We start from the raw sequence: 627 nt of genomic DNA, 5'->3' as shown, positions 1-627 counted from the left end.
AAGCGGAGGCGGCTTGACCAGAGACGACAAGCATTTCTGGGCAATCAGAAGAGGGTGCCTTTTACCCTTAGCTGATTGAACTGAAATGACCTCGAGTCTCTAGCCGCCGGAGCTGGAATGGTATCTACTTGAAGAAGCAGATACAACATTGGCTGATATTCGGCTTTCTTGACATCAATTCTTTATCTAGTTTTCAGGGAATAAATTTTATACGAAAATATAAAAAAACCTTGAAAAATTATATCTACGCGATATAATAGTACTTGTCCCTAAAAAAGAGACAAGAAATTGTCTGGTGACAATGGCGAAGAGGTCACACCCGTTCCCATGCCGAACACGGAAGTTAAGCTCTTCAGCGCCGATGGTAGTTGGGGGATCTCCCCCTGTGAGAGTAGGACGTCGCCAGGCTTTATATTTTGGAGGATTAGCTCAGCTGGGAGAGCATCTGCCTTACAAGCAGAGGGTCGGCGGTTCGATCCCGTCATCCTCCACCAAGTTTTTTTACGAAAGTAAAATAAACTTCATTTTATTTTGCGCCAGCAAAATATCATTCCTTGAACTGCTTCTATGAAGTAACTTTCTTTTAAGACTTCATTTAAAAGTGAATATGCCGGTGTAGCTCAACTG

1 tRNA gene and 1 rRNA gene are annotated in these 627 nt (G+C 42.9%); both read left to right on the top strand.

The features are described 5' to 3' along the window. Positions 1-291 precede the first annotated feature (291 nt). A 5S ribosomal RNA gene (gene rrf, locus TV75_RS20940) occupies positions 292-408 on the top strand. A 10-nt stretch (positions 409-418) separates the two neighbouring features. Continuing rightward, a tRNA-Val gene (locus TV75_RS20935) sits at positions 419-494 on the top strand. The last annotated feature ends 133 nt before the right edge of the window (positions 495-627 follow it).

Origin of the sequence: Rossellomorea aquimaris (assembly GCF_000935355.1) — a bacterium.
GTDB lineage: Bacteria > Bacillota > Bacilli > Bacillales > Bacillaceae_B > Rossellomorea > Rossellomorea aquimaris_B.
This window is presented reverse-complemented; position numbering and strand designations above follow the sequence as displayed.